Source organism: Actinosynnema sp., assembly GCF_052038725.1.
In genome coordinates this window covers 42,299-60,407 of sequence record NZ_JBQGCX010000567.1, presented here as the reverse complement: position 1 = coordinate 60,407, position 18,109 = coordinate 42,299, and the positions used below count along the sequence as shown (strand labels likewise).

General features: G+C 69.9%; 17 protein-coding genes, 2 tRNA genes and 1 pseudogene. 6 read left to right on the top strand and 14 right to left on the bottom strand.

The window, feature by feature from the left end; translation table 11 throughout:
- Positions 1-124 precede the first annotated feature (124 nt).
- A complete protein-coding gene (locus ACTUAL_RS11705) occupies positions 125-547 on the top strand; it encodes a PH domain-containing protein (protein ID WP_012782652.1) in 423 nt (140 codons plus the stop codon).
- Positions 548-787: 240 nt separating this feature from the next.
- Here ACTUAL_RS11705 and ACTUAL_RS11700 read toward each other — a convergent pair whose 3' ends face one another.
- Together ACTUAL_RS11700 and ACTUAL_RS11695 are read right to left on the bottom strand one after the other, a co-directional pair.
- Positions 788-1,537 (bottom strand): rhomboid family intramembrane serine protease, encoded by a 750-nt coding sequence (locus ACTUAL_RS11700; protein ID WP_232519649.1) that lies wholly within the window; start codon positions 1,535-1,537, stop codon positions 788-790.
- 146 nt (positions 1,538-1,683) lie between these two features.
- Positions 1,684-2,232 (bottom strand): peptidylprolyl isomerase, encoded by a 549-nt coding sequence (locus tag ACTUAL_RS11695; protein ID WP_096490930.1) that lies wholly within the window; start codon positions 2,230-2,232, stop codon positions 1,684-1,686.
- A 94-nt stretch (positions 2,233-2,326) separates the two neighbouring features.
- On the opposite strand from ACTUAL_RS11695, the gene ACTUAL_RS11690 reads away from it, so the two are divergent.
- Positions 2,327-2,932: a hypothetical protein gene (locus tag ACTUAL_RS11690; protein WP_157767418.1), complete on the top strand. Its 606-nt coding sequence runs from the start codon at positions 2,327-2,329 to the stop codon at positions 2,930-2,932.
- Positions 2,933-3,014: 82 nt separating this feature from the next.
- Here ACTUAL_RS11690 and ACTUAL_RS11685 read toward each other — a convergent pair whose 3' ends face one another.
- Positions 3,015-3,560 carry a DUF2020 domain-containing protein gene (locus tag ACTUAL_RS11685; protein WP_096490928.1) on the bottom strand — a complete coding sequence of 182 codons (546 nt, stop codon included), beginning with the start codon at positions 3,558-3,560 and terminating at the stop codon, positions 3,015-3,017.
- Between the two features lie 136 nt (positions 3,561-3,696).
- Between ACTUAL_RS11685 and ACTUAL_RS11680 the strand changes: the two genes are divergently transcribed.
- Positions 3,697-4,128, top strand: coding sequence for a DoxX family protein (locus ACTUAL_RS11680; protein ID WP_096490927.1), 432 nt, complete (start codon positions 3,697-3,699; stop codon positions 4,126-4,128).
- 337 nt (positions 4,129-4,465) lie between these two features.
- Here ACTUAL_RS11680 and ACTUAL_RS11675 read toward each other — a convergent pair.
- From ACTUAL_RS11675 to dnaA, 11 genes and pseudogenes are all read right to left on the bottom strand, one after another.
- Positions 4,466-4,538 (bottom strand) — tRNA-Ala (locus ACTUAL_RS11675).
- Between the two features lie 45 nt (positions 4,539-4,583).
- Positions 4,584-4,694, bottom strand: a pseudogene (locus ACTUAL_RS11670) (DLW-39 family protein); the annotation flags it as partial.
- 36 nt (positions 4,695-4,730) lie between these two features.
- Positions 4,731-4,804, bottom strand: a tRNA-Ile gene (locus tag ACTUAL_RS11665).
- A 54-nt stretch (positions 4,805-4,858) separates the two neighbouring features.
- On the bottom strand, positions 4,859-5,728 hold the full coding sequence (locus ACTUAL_RS11660; protein WP_440900257.1) for a DUF3566 domain-containing protein: 870 nt from the start codon (positions 5,726-5,728) through the stop codon (positions 4,859-4,861).
- A gap of 34 nt (positions 5,729-5,762) precedes the next feature.
- The gene (gyrA, locus tag ACTUAL_RS11655; RefSeq protein ID WP_440900256.1) at positions 5,763-8,282 is read right to left on the bottom strand and encodes a DNA gyrase subunit A; all 2,520 of its coding nucleotides are present in this window, start codon (positions 8,280-8,282) and stop codon (positions 5,763-5,765) included.
- A gap of 46 nt (positions 8,283-8,328) precedes the next feature.
- Entirely contained in the window at positions 8,329-10,302 is a 1,974-nt protein-coding gene (gyrB, locus tag ACTUAL_RS11650) for a DNA topoisomerase (ATP-hydrolyzing) subunit B (protein ID WP_096490925.1), read from the bottom strand.
- A 238-nt stretch (positions 10,303-10,540) separates the two neighbouring features.
- Complete coding sequence (locus tag ACTUAL_RS11645; protein ID WP_012782642.1) at positions 10,541-10,972, bottom strand: DUF721 domain-containing protein; 432 nt, start codon at positions 10,970-10,972, stop codon at positions 10,541-10,543.
- A 187-nt stretch (positions 10,973-11,159) separates the two neighbouring features.
- Positions 11,160-12,275: a DNA replication/repair protein RecF gene (gene recF, locus ACTUAL_RS11640; RefSeq protein WP_096490924.1), complete on the bottom strand. Its 1,116-nt coding sequence runs from the start codon at positions 12,273-12,275 to the stop codon at positions 11,160-11,162.
- Positions 12,276-12,282: 7 nt separating this feature from the next.
- Complete coding sequence (gene gnd, locus ACTUAL_RS11635) at positions 12,283-13,215, bottom strand: phosphogluconate dehydrogenase (NAD(+)-dependent, decarboxylating) (RefSeq protein WP_440900267.1); 933 nt, start codon at positions 13,213-13,215, stop codon at positions 12,283-12,285.
- A 23-nt stretch (positions 13,216-13,238) separates the two neighbouring features.
- Positions 13,239-14,375: a DNA polymerase III subunit beta gene (dnaN, locus tag ACTUAL_RS11630; RefSeq protein ID WP_440900255.1), complete on the bottom strand. Its 1,137-nt coding sequence runs from the start codon at positions 14,373-14,375 to the stop codon at positions 13,239-13,241.
- 797 nt (positions 14,376-15,172) lie between these two features.
- Positions 15,173-16,906: a chromosomal replication initiator protein DnaA gene (gene dnaA, locus ACTUAL_RS11625; protein WP_096490921.1), complete on the bottom strand. Its 1,734-nt coding sequence runs from the start codon at positions 16,904-16,906 to the stop codon at positions 15,173-15,175.
- A gap of 432 nt (positions 16,907-17,338) precedes the next feature.
- Between dnaA and rpmH the strand changes: the two genes are divergently transcribed.
- From rpmH to yidD, 3 genes are read left to right on the top strand one after another with little or no spacing between them, the layout of a single operon-like run.
- The gene (gene rpmH, locus ACTUAL_RS11620) at positions 17,339-17,482 is read left to right on the top strand and encodes a 50S ribosomal protein L34 (protein ID WP_015805767.1); all 144 of its coding nucleotides are present in this window, start codon (positions 17,339-17,341) and stop codon (positions 17,480-17,482) included.
- Positions 17,483-17,495: 13 nt separating this feature from the next.
- Positions 17,496-17,840, top strand: a complete 345-nt coding sequence (gene rnpA, locus ACTUAL_RS11615; protein WP_096497527.1) for a ribonuclease P protein component — start codon at positions 17,496-17,498, stop codon at positions 17,838-17,840.
- Positions 17,837-18,106: a membrane protein insertion efficiency factor YidD gene (gene yidD / locus ACTUAL_RS11610; protein WP_015805765.1), complete on the top strand. Its 270-nt coding sequence runs from the start codon at positions 17,837-17,839 to the stop codon at positions 18,104-18,106. Before rnpA ends, yidD begins: the two co-directional genes overlap by 4 nt.
- Positions 18,107-18,109 lie beyond the last annotated feature (3 nt).

The following is an 18,109-nucleotide window of genomic DNA, read 5'->3' as shown; positions in this document are numbered from 1 at the left end:
GGGGCCGCGAGTCATCCCCAATGGGGACAACTCCTGTGGACAACTTTGCGCCAAATCGCACAAGCGCCGGTCCAGGGCGGGAGTTGTCCACAGGCCCGTCCCGGAGTGCGGGACACTCACGGGTGTGACGTCACCTCCGCCCACCCGGTCCTGGGCCCCGAATCCCGCGTTCGTGGCCCTCGCGGGAGCACTGGCCGTAGTCGTGCTGGTGCTGCTGCTCATGTCCCCCGACGCCCCCTCCCGCGTGATGCTCGGCCTGGCCGTCGCGCTGCTGGGGTGGATGTCCCTGCAGGGCGCGCTGGTGCGCCCCAAGCTGGCCGTTGATGAGACGGGTCTGACCGTGCGCGGGTTGCGCCGGGAGCACCACATGGCCTGGCACGAGGTGAAGGTGCGCCTGCAGAGCACCCGCAGGCTGGGGCGCGTGGTGCGGACCCTGGAGCTGGACTGGGAGCGGGGCGAGGACGAGCGCCTGGTGGTGCTCACCCAGCTCGACCTGGGCGCCGATCCGCAGGACGTGGCCGAGGTGCTGCACGCGCTGCGGCCGTGAGCCCGCCTGCGACCCGCCCGATCCGATCAAGCTCAGCCCCGGACGGGTGAGCGCCGAGTGGCGCTCATCACCGTCCTCGGCATTCCACAGGTGTCGCCCCCCCTGTGGACAACTGCCCCGCCGCGTCCGGTCGTCCGCACCGGGCGCGGTCGGGCCGGGGGCGACACCCCCGACCCCCGCTCCCGCTTCAGGTGAACTTCCGGTGTCCCGGCCGTCGGGGTCCCGAACCGCTCGCGGGGCTCAGCCCACGAGCACGGCGGTGCGGACGGCGGTGAGCACGACCAGCGCGACGGCGAACGCCACGACCGCCCCCGCCTGCCACCGGACCCGCTGCGGCCCGCGCGGCGCGTAGACCAGCGCCGCGGTGACCGCCGCGCCGACCGCGATGCCGCCCAGGTGCCCGAGGATCGAGATGTTGGGCAGCGAGAAGCTCAGGAACACGTTGATGGCGATGATCGCCAGCACCGGGGTGGCGTTGAGCCGCCGCCTGAGCAGCACGACGAGCAGGGAGCCCATCAGGCCGTAGATCGCGCCCGACGCGCCCGCCGTGAGGGAGACGACCTCCTCGAACAGGTACACGGACGCGCTGCCGCCCAGCAGGGACAGCAGGTAGACCGCGAGGAACCTGGCGCGCCCGAGCACGGGCTCCAGGTCGCGCCCGAGGATGTACAGCGAGGCCATGTTGAGGCCGATGTGCGTGACGCCCAGGTGCAGGAAGCCGGACGTGACCAGGCGCCACCACTCGCCGAGGGCGACGAAGTAGGGGACGAGCGCCCCCTCCTGGGTCACGCCGCTCTGGAAGACGTCCCGGTCGGTCACGCCGCCGCCGAGGTAGGCGGTCAGCGCGAACAGCGCGAGGTTGACGACGATGAGCACGGGGACCACGAGGAGCCTGCGCCCCGTCGAGGCGTGCGTGGCGCCCTCCACCGTGCGGGCCTGCCGCGTGGTGCGGGCCCCCTCGGTGACGCAGTCGACGCACTGGAAGCCCACGGCCGCCTCGCGCAGGCAGTCGGGACAGGCGGGGCGTTCGCACCGCGCGCACAGCAGGCCGGTGGCCCGATCGGGGTGTCGCGCGCAGGCCGCTTGGCCTGGTTGCGCCCCGATCGGGCCGCCGGGTGGTACCGGAGTGCCTGCCACTAGGCCTTCTCGATCGTGACCTTCTCGATGACGACGTCGTTGACCGGGCGGTCGGCCGCACCGGTCGGACCGTTCTCGATGGTGTCGACGACGTTGCGGGACTCCTGGTCAGCGACCTCGCCGAAGATCGTGTGCTTGAAGTTCAGCCACGAGGTCGGCGCGACCGTGATGAAGAACTGGGAGCCGTTGGTGTTGGGCCCGGCGTTCGCCATCGCGAGCAGGTAGGGGCGGTCGAACTTGAGCTCCGGGTGGAACTCGTCGGCGAACTTGTAGCCGGGGCCGCCGCGACCGGTGCCCGTGGGGTCACCGCCCTGCAGCATGAAGCCTGCGATGACCCGGTGGAAGATCGCACCGTCGTAGAAGGGCCCGCTGGCCTCGCCCTTCGCGTTGGCTTCGGTGTACGCCTTCGTGCCCTCGGCGAGGCCCACGAAGTTCGCCACCGTCTTGGGGGCGTGGTCGGGGAAAAGGTTGATCTTGATGACGCCCTGCGTGGTGTGCAGGGTCGCCGTCACCTTGCGCCCGACGAGCGATTCGTTGCTGTCTGCCACCTCCCCATCGTGCCATCTACCGGCGCTGTGGTTGGGGAAGGGGCAGGATGGGTATTGCCGAAATGTGACTGTCCGACAGCTTGTGGAGCGCGATATGGATGAGGTAGACGCCATGACCCGAGCAGGCGAGTCGGCGGGCAGGGCAGTGGGAACGGGTCTCCGCGCCGCCCGCCGGGGAGCGGTTCGCGCTGGTCACGCCAGCGCTGACGCCGCGGCCCAGTGGGCCGGGAAGCTCGAGGGCAAGCTCGCCGAGCGCGGGGTGACCGCCGACCACGTGCGCGGCGTCGTCGCCGATCGCGCCGGCCTGCTCGTCGAGCGCGCCGAGCTGGTGGAGAAGCAGACCAGGCGCAGCCGCCGCAAGCTCGCGAAGAGGGCCAAGGCGGTCCGCAAGGACGTGGCGAAGGCCACCGAGCGGGCCCGCAAGGAGGCCGGTGTCCGCGCCAAGGACATCCGCAAGGCGGCGAAGCAGGCGCGCAAGGAGTTCGGGAAGCCCCAGAAGTCCTCGCGCAAGTGGCCCTGGGTGCTCGGCCTGCTCGCCGCGGGCGCGGTCGCGGGCTGGGCGGCGCTGAACAAGCGCCCGCAGGAGGTGCTCCTGGAGGAGGAGGCCCCGCTGCACCCGCTCAACGGCGACATCCCGTCCTCCGGCACGACCGACCGGGACGCCGCGTCCCGCAACGGCCGGGTCACCGAGCGGAGCTGACGCCCCGAACCCACCACGAACCGCGAGCGCCCGTCCTCCAAAGCAGGGGGACGGGCGCTTCGCGCGCTCCGGGCGGCCTGGCTCAGCCCGCCAGGCCCTGGACGACCAGCTTGGCGATCTGCTTCGCCTTGATGGTCTGCTTCTGGTTGCTGGTGATGACGACGGCGTCCCCGGCCTTGGCGACCGCGTACACGGCGCCCGCGTCGGTGGCCATCGACCCGCCCTCCCAGCCCGCGGGCTCGGTGGCGGGGTTGGAATCGGCGATCGGCGCCGCCTCGTTGACCAACGCCTTGGCCGTTGTGGCGTCACCCCGGTACACCCGAACGGTCAACTGGATCTCAGTCGCGTTCGCGTAGAAGAAGCACGCGGGATTCGTCTTGTCGCTCGACAGCATCACCTTGGGCACGAGCTGCCCGTTGGCTTGAGCGACCTCGGACTTGTCCAGATAGGGGCAGGTGCCCTCGACCGCCGGTTCGGGCGCCGGGGGCGGCCCGCTGGGCGTGGAGGACGTGGTGACCTGCGTTGACGCGGGCTGGGATGCCTGCGCCGAGGTCCCACCGGGGCTTTCCTGACCCCCGCACGCGGTGAGCGCGCCGAGGATCAGCAGGGAGGGCAGCAGTCGCTTCATGGCGCGGCAAGTCAACCAGATCGCCGACAGACCCCAGACAGCGAATCGACAGCGTGACGATCTAGGCACGTAACGTGAAGACCGTTAGCTTGTCCTTACCTGCCACTCGCCCCTGCCAAGTGAGGACTGAATCGAAATGAGCTTGTTGGACCGTGGTCGGGAGCAGTTCCTCTCGATCTTCCGGATCGTGATCGCCTTCTTCATGATCTGCCACGGAGCCCAGAAGGTCTTCGGCGTGCTGGGCGGCAAGGGCGGCTTCTCGCCCATGAACTGGCCCTCGGGCCCCGCGGGCCTCATCGAGGTCATCGGCGGTGCGCTCGTCCTGATCGGTCTCTGGACCCGCGTGGCGTCGATCATCGTCTCCGGCGCCATGGCCTACGCCTACTTCGTCGTCCACCAGCCGATGGGCCTGCTGCCCATCGAGAACAAGGGCGAACTGGCGGCGGTCTACTCGTGGGCCTTCCTGCTCCTGGCCTTCACGGGTCCGGGCGTCTGGGCGGTGGACACCATCCTGGCCTCCAGGAAGAAGAACGCCGAGAACCGGGAGCTGGCGAACACCGCAGCCTGACAGCACGGCACTTCAGCACCAACTGACAAGGGCGTCAGCGAGGAACCAGGGGCCCGCACCCTCCCGGCCGGGGGTGCGGGCCCTTCCACGTGCGGGGGAAAAGCCCCCGCGCGCCACCGGTGCTCCTGATCGGTGCTCTTGATCACAAAACAAAAAAACCCCGGCCCAATAGGGTCGGAGCAAGAAAGCACCCTCGGCACGACTACCGCAGATCAGGACCACCGCAGGGGGCCGGAAGCGAAGCCCTCCGGGCGGGGTCCGAGGCCGCGCCCCCGGTGAAATGACGAAGGCCGACCCGGTTCGCGCTCTCCGCGAACACAGATCGGCCTCGGCCGAGTGGAGACGAGGGGAATCGAACCCCTAACCCCCGCCTTGCAAAGGCGGTGCTCTGCCAATTGAGCTACGTCCCCTCGCGGGGGGCGGCAGAACGAACCGCCCTCGCGGTGTCAGTTGGCCGGAGCAGTGGCCTCGCGCCACAGGTCAGCGTCGGCCTTGGCCGCACGACTGCGCTTGACGAAGAACAGGACCGCACCGGCGACTGCGACAAGTGCGATGATCTTCTTCACAGTGTTCCCCTCTGAGCAATCCCTGGATACATCCGGTGGGCCTAGGAGGACTTGAACCTCCGACCTCTTCATTATCAGTGAAGCGCTCTAACCGCCTGAGCTATAGGCCCTCGGGGCAACGACGAGAAGACTACAACACGACCCGCCGTTGCCCCAAATCGGGGTCACTCGCGCTCGGAGAGCGTGACCTCCAAGCCGCCTGCGAGATCGGCCGAGACGTTGTAGACGAAGGCGCCGACGGTGGCCAGCGCGGTGAACAGGACGATGTTGACCGCGCCCACGATGGCGGACACGCCGAACACCCGACCCGCGCTGATCAACGGGTCACCGCTGGCCTCCTCGCTCTGGAGGAGGTCGTTCGCGGTGTTGTTGATCTTGTCCCACACGCCCATGCCGTTCAGCACGCCGTACAGCACGCCGACCGCGACCAGCCAGACGAAGAACAGCGCCACGCTGAGCACGAGCGCGAGCTTCAGGACCGACCACGGGTCGACCCGCTTCACCTGCAGGCTGGCCCGCCGGGGTCCCCTGCCGGGGCGGCGCGCCGAGGACGACGCCTGCGGCCTCGACTGGTTGCCCAGGTTCACCGCCGTGCGCGGCGCTGCCGCCGCGGCGGCAGCCGCCGGGGCGGCGCCGGGCGGGACCGGCTTGGCCACCGCCACCGTGTCCTGGTCCAGCGACGGGAAGACCGGCGACGCCGGGGCCCCCGCCTCGGCGGGCTTCACGTCGTCGCCCGGCCCGACCTGGGCGGCCTCGCTGTAGCCGCCCTCGCTGGTCGAGCGCTGCCACGGCGGGGGCGTCACCGCCACCGTGGGGCTCTCGTCCGCGGGCTTCTCCGCGGGCTTCTCCGGGGCCTTCGCGGCCTCCGGAGCGGCGGCGGGCGCGGCGGTGGTCACGACCTCCTCCGGCTTCTTCTTCTCCGGTTCACCCGATGACGCGGCTGCCGCCTCGGGCGCCTTGGCCGCCTCGACGCTCGGCCGGGTGATCACCGCGGTCTTGTCCGCGTCCCGGTCCTCTTTCTCGGGTGGAGTCACGAGCTGTCCTCAACCTCTCGTCGTCCGCGCTGCTTCAGTTGGCAGGCTCGGTCGCCTGATCCTCTTCACCGGTGGAGACGTCGGCGGGCTCGTCCGCGTTGCGCGCGACCGCGATCAAGGTCGACTTCTCCCCGAGGTTCATCAAGCGAACGCCCTTGGTCTGCCTACCCGCTTTGCGGATCTCCTTGGCGCTGGTCCTGATGACCCCGCCCGCGGAGGTGATCGCGTACAGCTCGTCCTCGACGTCGACGATGAGAGCTCCCACAAGCCTCCCACGCCTGCGGTCGTGCTGGATCGTCAGCACGCCCTTGCCGCCCCGCCCCTGCACCGGGTAGTCCTCGATCGGGGTGCGCTTGGCATACCCACCGTCGGTGGCGACCAAAACGAAGAGCCCTTCCTGCACCACGCCCATCGACAGCAGCTCGTCGTCGCTGTTGAAGCGCATCCCCTGGACGCCGGAGGTCGCGCGGCCCATCGGGCGCAGGACGTAGTCGCTGGAGTGGAACCCGATGGACTGGCCGTCCTTTGACACCAGCAGCAGGTCGTCGCCCTCGCCGGTGAGCACCGCGCCGACCAGCTCGTCCTCCTCGCGGAGGTTGATGCCGATCAGGCCGCCGGAGCGGTTGGAGTCGAAGTCCGACAGCTTGGACTTCTTCACCAGGCCGTTGCGGGTGGCCAGCACCAGGTACGGCGCGGCCTCGTAGTTCTTGATCTGGATGACCTGGGCGATCTCCTCGTCCGGCTGGAACGCGAGGAGGTTCGCCACGTGCTGGCCGCGCGCGTTGCGGCTGGCCTCGGGCAGGTCGTAGGCCTTGGTGCGGTACACCCGGCCCTTGTTGGTGAAGAACAGGATCCAGTCGTGCGTGGAGCACACGAAGAAGTGCTGCACGATGTCGTCCTGCTTGAGCTGCGCGCCCTGCACGCCCTTGCCGCCGCGCTTCTGGGCGCGGTACAGGTCGGTCTTGGTGCGCTTGGCGTAGCCGGTCCGGGTGATCGTGACGACCACGTCCTCGACCGCGATCAGGTCCTCCATGGACACGTCGCCGTCGAACGGGACGATCTTGGTGCGCCGGTCGTCGCCGTGCTTGTCGACGATCTCCAGCAGCTCCTCGCGCACGATGGCGCGCTGCCGCTCCGGCTTGGCCAGGATGTCCTTGAGGTCCGCGATCTGGAGCTCGATCTCGGCCAGCTGGTCGATGATCTTCTGGCGCTCCAGGGCCGCCAGGCGGCGGAGCTGCATCTCCAGGATCGCGTTGGACTGGATCTCGTCGACGGACAGCAGCTCCATCAGGCCGGTGCGCGCCGACTCGGTCGTGTCCGACCGGCGGATCAGCGCGATGACCGCGTCGAGCTGGTCGAGCGCCTTGACCAGGCCGCGCCAGACGTGCGCCCGCTCCTCCGCCTTGCGCAGCCGGAACTTGGTGCGCCGGACGATGACCTCGATCTGGTGCTTCACGTAGTGCCGGATCATCTGGTCCAGGCGCAGCGTGCGGGGCACCCCGTCCACCAGCGACAGCATGTTCACGCCGAACGAGTACTGGAGCTGGGTGTGCTTGTAGAGGTTGTTCAGCACCACCTTCGCCACCGCGTCGCGCTTGACCGTGATGACGATGCGCATCCCGGAGCGGCGGTTGGACTCGTCGGCGATGTTCGAGATGCCGTTGATCTTCTGGTCGCGCACCAGCGACGCGATGTTCTCGACCAGGTTGTCCGGGTTGACCTGGTAGGGCAGCTCGGACACGACGAGGATGGTGCGCCCCTTGGCGTCCTCGTCCATCTCGACGACCGCGCGCATCTTCACCGAGCCGCGACCGGTGCGGTAGGCGTCCTCGATGCCCTGGGTGCCGAGGATCTGCCCGTAGGTCGGGAAGTCCGGACCCTTGATGCGGGCGATCATGGCCTCCAGGGTCTCCTCGTCGGAGGCCTCCGGGTTGTCCAGCGCCCACACCACGCCGTCCGCGACCTCGCGGAGGTTGTGCGGCGGGATGTTGGTGGCCATGCCGACCGCGATGCCGGACGAGCCGTTGATGAGCAGGTTCGGCACCCGCGACGGCAGGACCGTCGGCTCCTGGATGCGGCCGTCGTAGTTGTCGCGGAAGTCGACGGTGTCTTCCTCGATGTCCGCGAGCATCCGCATGGCCAGCGGGGTGAGGCGGCACTCGGTGTACCGCATGGCCGCCGCCGGGTCGTTGCCCTGGGACCCGAAGTTGCCCTGGCCGTCGATGAGCGGGTACCGCATCGCCCACGGCTGGGCCAGGCGCACGAGGGCGTCGTAGATCGCCGAGTCGCCGTGCGGGTGGTAGTTGCCCATCACGTCGCCGACGACGCGGGCGCACTTGTTGTAGCTGCGCTCGGGCAGGAAGCGGGAGTCGAACATCGAGTACAGCACGCGCACGTGGACCGGCTTGAGGCCGTCGCGCACGTCCGGCAGGGCCCGTCCCACGATCACGCTCATCGCGTAGTCGATGTACGAGTTCTGCATCTCCTGCTGGAGGTCGCGCGGCTCGGTGCGGTCGCTTCCGCCGCCGATCGGGGGCAGGGTCGTCTCGCTCACTGTTCTTCTTTCCTGGGAGAGGACAACGGGCTACGGGCGGGACGGGTCACACGTCGAGGAAGCGGACGCCCTTGGCGTTGCGGGTGATGAAGGACCGGCGGGCTTCCACGTCCTCGCCCATCAGCACGCTGAACAGCTCGTCGGCCGCGGCGGCGTCGTCCATCGTCACCTGGAGCAGCACCCGGTTGGCTGGGTCCATCGTGGTCTCCCACAGCTCCTCGGCGTTCATCTCGCCCAGGCCCTTGTAGCGCTGGATGTTGTCGTCCTTGCCGATCTTCTTACCGGCGGCGAGGCCCCGCTCGATCAGGCCGTCGCGCTCGCGGTCGCTGTAGGCGTACTCCGGCTCGGACCGCTGCCACTTGATCTTGTACAGCGGCGGCTGCGCGAGGTACACGTGCCCGTGCTCCAGCAGTGGCCGCATGAAGCGGAACAGCAGGGTGAGCAGCAGGGTGCGGATGTGCTGGCCGTCGACGTCGGCGTCCGCCATCAGCACGACCTTGTGGTAGCGCAGCTTGCTGACGTCGAACTCGTCGTGGATGCCGGTGCCCATCGCCGTGATGATCGACTGGACCTCGGTGTTCTTGAGCACCCGGTCGATGCGGGCCTTCTCCACGTTGATGATCTTGCCCCGGATCGGCAGGATCGCCTGGTACATGGAGTCCCGGCCCTCCTTGGCCGAGCCGCCCGCGGAGTCGCCCTCCACGATGTAGACCTCGCACTCCTCCGGGTTGGAGGAGCGGCAGTCCTTGAGCTTGCCGGGGAGGCCGCCGATGTCCAGGGCGCCCTTGCGGCGCACCAGCTCGCGCGCCTTGCGGGCGGCGATGCGGGCCTGCGAGGACGAGACCGCCTTGGTGATGATGGTCTTCGCCTCGTTGGGGTGGCGCTCGAACCAGTCCGCCAGGTGCTCGTTCGTGGACTTCTGCACGAACGACTTGGCCTCGCTGTTGCCCAGCTTGGTCTTCGTCTGGCCCTCGAACTGGGGCTCCTTGAGCTTCACCGAGATGATCGCGGCGAGGCCCTCGCGGATGTCGTCGCCGGTGAGGTTGGCGTCCTTCTCCTTGATGAGCTTCTTGTCGCGCGCGTACTCGTTGACCACGCGGGTCAGCGCGGCGCGGAAGCCCTCCTCGTGGGTGCCGCCCTCGTGCGTGTTGATCGTGTTCGCGAAGGTGTACACCGACGGCGTGTAGCCGGTGTTCCACTGCATCGCGACCTCGACCTCGAGGTCGTCGCCCTTGGCCTCGAAGCTGACCACCTTCTGGTGGACGGCCTCGCGCGTGTGGTTGAGGTGGCGGACGAAGTCCTCCAGGCCGCCGGGGTAGTGGAAGACCCGCTCGCGGACCTTGGCCACGTGGCCCTCGGCGTCGGCCTCCTCGGCGCCCTCCTCGGCGACCCGCTCGTCCCGCAGGACGATGCTGAGCCCCTTGTTGAGGAACGCCATCTCCTGGAGCCTGCGCGAGATGGTCTCGATGTTGTAGTCGGTGGTCTCGAAGATCGCCGGGTCGGCCCAGAACGTGATCGTGGTGCCGGTCTCGGACGTCGGGACGCCCCGCTCCAGCTCGTGCGCGGGCTTGCTGGCCTCGAAGCGCTGGTTCCACGTGAAACCCTGGCGCTTGACCTCGACGTCGACGGCGGTGGACAGCGCGTTCACCACGGAGATGCCGACGCCGTGCAGGCCGCCGGACACCGCGTAGGAGTCGCTGTCGAACTTGCCGCCCGCGTGCAGCTTGGTGAGCACGACCTCCAGGGTCGGCTTGCCCTCCACCGGGTGGAGGTCGACCGGGATGCCGCGGCCGTCGTCGACGACCCGGACACCGCCGTTCGCCAGCAGCGTCACCACGACCTTGGAGGCGTAGCCCGCCATCGCCTCGTCGACGGAGTTGTCCACGACCTCCTGGATCAGGTGGTGCAGACCGCGCTCCCCGGTGGAGCCGATGTACATGCCGGGGCGCTTGCGGACCGCTTCCAGCCCTTCCAGCACGGTGATCGACGACGCGCCGTAATCCTTCTTCTGGGCTGCCACGGGCCTGGTGTCTCCTCGAACTGGAGCGACAGGGATGCCGCAACTCTGCGGCAGATTGGTAACGCTTACCCAAGAGTCTACCGGGGCACACCGACAGGAGCGCATCAAGGACGCACCTCAGTTGCTCACAGAAGCCCGGAAGCGACTCACAGCGAGGGGCGACCGCCAACCCCTGCTCCGGAAAGCGCTGCCGCCCGCTCACCGCGCCACAGGATCGACGCTGCGGACCGCCCTCGGCTCACCCGTAGGTGTCGCGCGGACCACGCCCCGAAACGTGCCTGGGGCCGTAGCGCCAGCTTGGCGCGGCGGGACCCAGCACCTTGAGCCGCTTGACGACGTTCGGGCCCAACCCGGCGGCGATCTTCTTCAGCAGCTCCCGCTGGAGCAGTCGCAGCTGCGTCGCCCACGCCGTCGAGTCGGCCTGGACGGTCAGCTCGCCGTCCTCGAACGACACCGGCTGCGCGTGCTCGGCGACGTCCTCCCCCACCAGCTTCGGCCACTGCGCGATGACCTGGCCGCCCCTGAGCTTCTCCGCCCACCCCCGGTCGGCGGCGATCCGGGACGCGAGCCTGCCCAGCGGCTGCGGGTCGCGGTCGTCCGGGCCGGGACCGGACCAGGTGCGCCTGCGCCTGCGCGCGGCGGCCCCGCCGGTGGCGCGCCTGCTCCGCACGCCGCGCGCCTTGTTCGCCGCGCGGGCGGCCTCCAGCGCGGCACGGGCGAGGTCGGAACCCCGCAGAACACCCTCAGGAGCGGGTTGAGGTGTGGAAACTCCCCCGGAAGTGGGCGAGTTATCCACACTATCCACAGGTTTATCCCCAGGTGTGGATCGAGTCACACCCGTTCGGTCTAGCGGCGGCTCAGTCACGCCGCACCTCCCCGTGGCCGACGTGGAACCGCACGGCGTCCAGCTCCTCGGGCACGTCCTCGGCGACCGCGGCGGTGATGAACACCTGCTCGGCCGCCGCAGCCACCTTCGCCAGCTGCCGCCGCCTGCCCCGGTCCAGCTCGGCGAACACGTCGTCGAGCACCAGCACCGGCTCGGCGCCCTCCTCGCGCAGCAGCTCGTACGCGCCCAGCCGCAGCGCGAGCGCGAACGACCACGACTCGCCGTGGCTGGCGTAGCCCTTCGCGGGCAGCTCCCCCAGCGACAGCTCCAGGTCGTCCCGGTGCGGGCCGACCAGGCACACCCCCCGGTCGATCTCCTGCGGGCGCAGCCGGTGCAGCTCGGCGAGCAGCGCGTCCTCCAGCACCTCCCGGTCGTGCGCGCCGGGGAACGCCTCCCCCAGGCTCGACCGGTAGGACAGCAGCGCGGGCCGCGACTCGGGGGCCACCTCGGCGTACGCGGCGGCGGCGTGCGGGGCGATCGCGGCGACCAGGTCGAGCCTGGCCGCGAGCAGCTCGGCCCCGTGCCTGGCCAGGTGCCCGTCCCACACGTCGAGCGTGCCCAGCTCCGCCGACCGCACCGAGCGCACCGTCTTCAGCAGCGCCCCGCGCTGCCGCAGCACCCGCTCGTAGTCCGAGCGCACCCCGGCGTACCGGGGCGCCCTCAGGGTCAGCAGCTCGTCCAGGAACCGCCTGCGCTCGCCGGGGTCGCCCCGGACCAGCGACAGGTCCTCCGGCGCGAACAGCACCGTGCGCAGGATGCCGAGCACGTCGCGGGGCCGGGGAACCGGGCCGCGGTTGACCCGCGCCCGGTTCGCCCTGCCCGGAGTGATCTCCAGCTCGACGAGGAGCTCGCGCCCCTCGTTGACCACCGCCGTCCGGACGACGGCGCGCTGGGCGCCGCTCCGGATCAGCGGCGCGTCCGACGCCACCCGGTGCGATCCGAGCGTGGCGACGTAGCCGAGCGCTTCGACCAGGTTCGTCTTGCCGTGGCCGTTGCGACCGACCAGCACGCTGACCCCCGGCTCGAAGGCCAGGTCCGCGTGCTCCCACGACCGGAAGTCGGTCACCTGGAGGTGCCGGACGTACAACTCGGGGTCAGCCCTGCGTGCTGCCGGAACCGGAGGTCGGGCCCGCGGTCTGCACGGCGTGCCCGCCGAACTGGTTCCGCAGCGCCGCGACCGCGCGCATGGCGGGCGAGTCGGACTGGCGCGACGCGAAGCGGGCGAACAGCGCGGCGGAGATCACCGGCGCGGGGACCGCGTGGTTGATCGCCTCCTCGACGGTCCACCGGCCCTCGCCGGAGTCCTCGACGTAGCCGCGCAGGTCGTCCAGCTCCGGGTCCGACTCCAGGGCGTTGACCAGCAGGTCGAGCAGCCAGGAGCGGACGACGGTGCCGCGCTGCCACGCCTTGATGGTGGCGGGCACGTTCTCGACCAGCTCGGAGGCCTCCAGGAGCTCGAAGCCCTCGGCGTACGCCTGCATCAGGCCGTACTCGATGCCGTTGTGCACCATCTTGGCGAAGTGGCCCGCGCCGAGCTTGCCCGCGTGCGCGAAGCCCTCCTCGCGCGGCCCCTCGGGGCGCAGCGCGTCGAAGATCGGCATGGCGCGCTCGACGTCGGCGGCGGCGCCGCCGACCATCAGGCCGTAGCCGGTCTCCAGGCCCCAGCCGCCGCCGGACACGCCGCAGTCGAGGTAGCCGATGCCCTTCTCGGCCAGCTTGGCGGCGTTGAGGGCGTCGTCGGTGAACCGCGAGTTGCCGCCGTCGATGACGAGGTCGCCCTCGCTGAGCACCTCGCTGAGCTCAGCGACGGTGTTCCTGGTGATCTCCCCGGCGGGGACCATCACCCAGACCACCCTGGGGCCGGTCAGCTTGGCCGCGAGGTCGGCGAGCGACGTGGTGTCGCTGACGTCCGGGTTGCGGTCGTAGCCGACGACCTCGTGACCAGCGCGGCGGACCCGCTCGCGCATGTTGAAGCCCATTTTGCCGAGGCCGACGATTCCGAGCTGCACGGTCGTTCTCTCCCTGATCGAGTAGATCCCCGCTGAGTGGATCAGCCGGGCAGGCGGACGGGCATGAGCAGGTACACGTAGCCCTCCGCCACCTCCCCATCCTCGTTCACGGGCTTGAGCAGTGCCGGCCTGCTGGGTGTGGTGAAGGACAAGTGCGCCCTCGGCGTCCGGACGGCCTGGAGGCCCTCCAGGAGGTACGTGGGGTTGAACGCGATGGTCACCGGGTCGCCCTGGTAGTCGACGGGCAGCTCCTCCTCGGCGCTCCCCTCGTCGTCACCACCGGCGGAGAGCTTGAGGCCCGCGTCGCCGAACTCCAGCCTGACCTGCGTGCCGCGCTCGGCGACCAGGGACACCCGCTTGATCGCCTGGACCAGGGTGTCGACGCTGATGATCGCGGCGGCGGAGTGCTCGCTGGGCAGCAGCTGGCGGTACTTGGGGAAGTCCGCGTCGAGCAGCCGGGTGGTGGTGCGGCGGCCGTTGCCGGACAGGCCGAGGAGGCCGTCGTTGGCGGCGAGGGACAGCTCGACCTTCGCGCCGGACGCGCCGAGCGTCTTCGCGGAGTCGTTGAGCGTCTTGGCCGGGACGAGGACGGCGACGTCGCCGAGCGTCTCGTCGGGGGTCCACTCGAACTCGCGCATGGCCAGCCGGAACCGGTCGGTGGCGACGAGCACGAGCTTGCCGTCCGCGATCTCCAGCCGGACGCCGGTGAGCATCGGGAGCGTGTCGTCCTTGCCCGCCGCGACGGCGACCTGGGCGACGGCCTCGCCGAAGACCTCGCCGGGGAGCTCGCCCGCGAGCTGCGGCATGGACGGCAGCGCCGGGTAGTCCTCGACCGGCATGGTCGGCAGGCTGAACTTGGCGCTGCCGCAGCTGATGGTCATCCGGGCGCCGTCGACGTTGATCTCGACGGGGTGGTTCGGCAGCGCCTTGGTGATGTCGGCCAGGAGCTTGCCGGAGACGAGGGCCTTGCCGCCGTCGGAGACGGTGGCCGGGACGCCGCACTGGGCGGAGACCTCGTAGTCGAAGCCGGAGCCGGTCAGCGCGTCGCCGGAGCCGTCCTCCGCACCCGCGTCGAGCAGGACGCCGCCGAGGACCGGGACGGGCGGCCTGGACGGCAGGCTGCGGGCGACCCAGGCGACGGCGTCGGCCAGACCGTCGCGCTCGACGCGGATCTTCATGGGGCGTCCTTCCTCGGTGCGGCACAGCGGGAGGCGCAACTGGAGCGGTTGCGATCGGGGTGTCCTGGCACGGGTCGCCCCCTGGGGTCGGTGTCCCTGTCCGGACTGGCCTCGACCCCGGGGACTTCAGGCTCACCACCGTAGAGCGTCGACCGCCAGTCCGTCACCTCGGGTCCAGGCCCGATCGACCACCGATCGACCGAGCCCTCCCGCCCTCCCCGCCGCCTGTTTTTCAGTTCTTCTTCTCTTCAAGGGAGAGAACAGCAACAGCAGTAGGGCCTGTGGAAAGTGTGGATAACCGCCGTTTTCGCAGTTCAGAGGTGGTGACCCCCTGTTGATAACCCGGGGATGAACCCGGGGACAACTCGGTGTCCCCGGGGATAACTCAGATGGTCCGCCCATCGGTCCACAGATGCGGCCGACTTATCCCCGGGCTCATCCCCGGGTTTGGGGGTAGTTATCCCCGGGTTCTCAACAACCCCTCGGTAACTCTATGTTGGAATCCCCACACCACAGAGTGACGATTCGTGGAATCGGAACAGACTCACAGTAGAAAATTCCTGCTGTTGGGAATTTTAGTCCGAATATGCAGTTGTCTGTGGATAACTCTGTGGACAACTCGACGGCCGTCCGATGCGCCCGAAACAGTGCTCCCACCTGCGAAAACGCTCCAAGTGGCGGAAAAGCGGAATGGGCGCCCCTCCTCGTGGAGAAGCGCCCATCGGTAGCTCTGAAGCGGTGAACGGTAGTTTTTAGTACGGAATACCGGCCCCCTGCGAGGGCTTGGAAGGCCCAGGTCAGGCCGGATCGACCGGGGGCGCCACCAGGTAGCGCGAGCGCTGCTTGATGCGCGAGGTGAGCTCCTGGACCTGGTCGTAGATGCGCCTGCGCTCGGCCATCTCCTTGCGGATCTTCTTGTCCGCGTACATGACCGTGGTGTGGTCCCGGCCGCCGAACGTCTGCCCGATCTTCGGCAGCGACAGGTCCGTCAGCTCGCGGCACAGGTACATGGAGATCTGCCTGGCCGTGGACAGCACCTTGGTCTTCCCTGGGCCGCACAGGTCCTCGATGGTGACCTCGAAGAACTCTGCGGTCACCGCCATGATGGTGGGCGCGGTGATCTCCGGGACGTGCGAGTCCGGGATCAGGTCGCGCAGCACTATCTCGGCGAGCTGGACGTCGACCGGCTGCCGGTTCAGCGACGCGAACGCCGTGACCCGGATCAGCGCGCCCTCCAGCTCGCGGATGTTCCGCACCACCCTGGCCGCGATGAACTCCAGCACCTCGGCGGGCGCCGCCAACCGGTCCTGCGCCGCCTTCTTCCGCAGGATCGCGATCCGCGTCTCCAGCTCGGGCGGCTGGATGTCCGTGATCAGGCCCCACTCGAACCGCGTCCGCAGCCGGTCCTCCAGGGTCTCCAGCCGTTTCGGCGGCCGGTCCGAGGACACCACGATCTGCTTGTTCGAGTTGTGGAGGGTGTTGAAGGTGTGGAAGAACTCCTCCTGCGTCCCCTCCTTGCCCTCCAGGAACTGGATGTCGTCCACGAGGAGGACGTCGATGTCCCGGTAGCGGCGCTGGAAGGCGACCTTCCGGTCGTCGCGCAGCGAGTTGATGAAGTCGTTCGTGAATTCCTCGGTCGACACGTAGCGAACGCGCATGCCGGGGAACAACCGCTGCGCGTAGTGCCCGACCGCGTGGAGCAGGTGCGTCTTCCCCAGACCGGACTCCCCCCAGATGAACAAGGGGTTGTACGCCCTGGCGGGAGCCTCGGCCACCGCGACCGCCGCCGCGTGGGCGAACCGGTTCGAGGCGCCGATGACGAAGGTGTCGAAGTTGTACTTCTCGTTCAACCGGGTCTGCGAGGAGGCCGGGTTCGCGGGCCGGGTGAACGGCGTCCCGCTCGGCGGGGTCGGCTGACCGCCCGCGCCGCCGGAGAACTTCGGCCAGATCTCGTTGACGGTCGCGAGCGTCTCGCGCTCCTCGTCGCCCTCCTCCGGCTCGGCGTCCGACTCCGCGCCCTCCGCGGGCGCCTGCGCGTTCGCGGGCTGCTCCAGCGGGAGACCGGTCGGGGCCGGGGGCTGCGGACCTGCGGGGCCGTCGGCCTGACCGCCTATGGGCAGCGAGGTCTGGCCGTTCGGGCCGACCGGGCCGAGCACCTGCTGGCCGAAGGTGATGCCGTGCGCGACGCTCGGCGGGACCGGCGGCATGGGCACGGGGATCGGGGTCGTCGGCGGGCCGCTCGCCATCGGCGGCTCCGGCGAGTCCACCTTCACCGCGAGCGAGACCGCGCGGCCGAGCCTGCGGGACAGCGCCGCCGTGATGGGCTCGCGCAGGGCCCGCTCGATCGCCTCCTTGGCGAAGTCGCTGGGCGCCGCGAGCAGGGCCGTCCCGTCGAGCAGGCCGATCGGCCGGGTCACCCGCATCCACGCGCGCTGCTGCGGGGACAGGGTGCTGGACGAGAGGGCGCTGTTCGCCAGCTCCTCCACCACCTGCTCCCACACGAGACCCAAGTCGGCCTGGTGGTCGGACACCTCCGCGCTCCCCTCCCCTCGCACTCCCCCTGTGGAAGACCCCCGCACGGCGGGGAGCGTCCACACGTGGACCCGGAGAATAGAGGTATCCACAGAGTTATCCACAACTGTGCATTGACGTGGGACCCGGGCGCAGCGGTCCCCCCGTTGCTCCCCGGACGTCGTGCTCGCCCGTGCGCCTGGCGCTCCTGCCACGACCGCACGCGGAGGGAGCACGCTAACAAGGTCACCGCCGGTGCCACAAGGACCGCAGGTCGGCCGCCCCCGCGCGGCCCCGGGGGACCCCCGATTTGAGTCAACGCACCCGGGCTGCGTACTCTCTACAGAGTCTCCCGTCTTGTGCGAGGTGCGTTTAGCGTGCCTGCGCGCCTCACCGGCGCAGGGGACAACCACAGACCTGCTTTGCAGTTTTAAGCACTCGGGAGTCCGACCGTGAGCAAGGGTAAGCGCACCTTCCAGCCCAACAACCGCCGTCGTGCGAAGACGCACGGGTTCCGGCTGCGGATGCGCACCCGTGCGGGTCGCGCGATCCTGTCCGCGCGCCGCACCAAGGGCCGCAAGCAGCTCTCCGCCTGATCGCCGCGCCGCCGTGCTCCCAGCGGCCGGCAGGCTGACCCGCAGCCAGGACTTCGGCCTGGTGGTCCGCCGAGGCCGCCGAGCAGGACGGCCTCGGCTGGTCGTGCACGCCATGATTCCGGTGCAGCCCACCTTGGACGCAGAGTCCAAGGTGGGCTTCGTCGTGAGCAAGGCCGTCGGCAACTCCGTCGTCCGCCACCGCGTCAGCCGCAGGCTGCGCCACGTGCTGCGGGACCGACTGGCGTCGCTGCCCAGCGGCTCGTCCCTCGTGGTGCGCGCGCTGCCCCCGGCGGCGACCGCGTCGAGCGCCGAGCTGGCCGAGGACGTCGACGCCGCGCTGCGCAGGCTGGTCCGATGACCGACCCCGCGCCCGTCCGCCCCGCGGTGCGGGTACTGGTGCTGCCGATCCGCTTCTACCAGCGGTTCATCTCGCCGTACCTGCCCCCCACCTGCCGCTTCCACCCCACGTGCAGCTCCTACGCGGTGGAAGCCCTGACCGTCCACGGTGCGCTCCGCGGCAGTTGGCTGACCGTGCGCAGACTCGGCCGCTGCGGACCCTGGCACCCTGGAGGCCTGGACCCCGTTCCGCCGAAACGGGTCCCCGACGTCGCTGCCGAGGAGTAGCTC